Source organism: Aquimarina litoralis, assembly GCF_039523995.1.
GTDB lineage: Bacteria > Bacteroidota > Bacteroidia > Flavobacteriales > Flavobacteriaceae > Aquimarina > Aquimarina litoralis.
In genome coordinates, this window is sequence record NZ_BAAAGE010000027.1 from 1 (window position 1) to 792 (window position 792).

General features: G+C 26.6%; 1 protein-coding gene. It reads left to right on the forward strand.

Annotated features, from left to right (window positions below; translation table 11 throughout):
* Window positions 1-127: 127 nt before the first annotated feature.
* The coding region (locus tag ABD077_RS25135) for a hypothetical protein (protein WP_343914946.1) at window positions 128-792 on the forward strand (665 nt) is incomplete at its 3' end.

The following is a 792-nucleotide window of genomic DNA, read 5'->3' on the forward strand; positions in this document are numbered from 1 at the left end:
TATTCTTGTCATTACAATTTTTCAGCAGATGAATGCAAAAAAGTAACAAACGAAAAATTGAAAGAACTTTTAGTTTTGTATTTTTTTAGTAATGTTTATAATTTTGAAAAGAAACAATTTAATCAATATGAGTTTTCTATTGAATTTAGGTGAGTTAGGAACATTCTTTGCAGATGAAATTGAAAATTTGGAAAATTTCACAAACTGGATATCTAGTGATTTTATAAATTTTATTAATGCAATTGTTAATGATATCAAAAATATTACAAGTTTCCTAGGACAAGCAATTTCCGATATTCCTACTTTTATGACAAATATTGCAACTAATTTCTTAACAATTTTACAGAATTTTGTACAAACTGCAATTTCTACAATTCAAGGATTTGTTTCATGGTTTGAACAACAAGTTGTAGGAGCTTTTGAATTTCTATCCTCAATTGCGTCTGATTTCATAAATTCAGCATATTCATTTTTCCAAAATGTAGCTAACGCATTTGCACAAATTATATCAGGAGTAATTTCCGATTTTCTGAACTTTTTCGGAGCTAATATGAAACATATTTCTAATGCAATTTCTCAACTTACTCAATTTTTATCACCATTTATTGCTCCAATTACAATTGGAAAATTCTTACCAGTTATTGTAGATAAATTAGCTGAAATTTTACCAGAAATAGAAATAGATTTAGCTCCAGTTGGATTAGGCGGAAAAATTCCAATTAAATTTGGAGAAATTATAAAAGCTTTTGCAGAAACTTCAGTAGATTTTTTAAATGAAATAAGAACTGAACT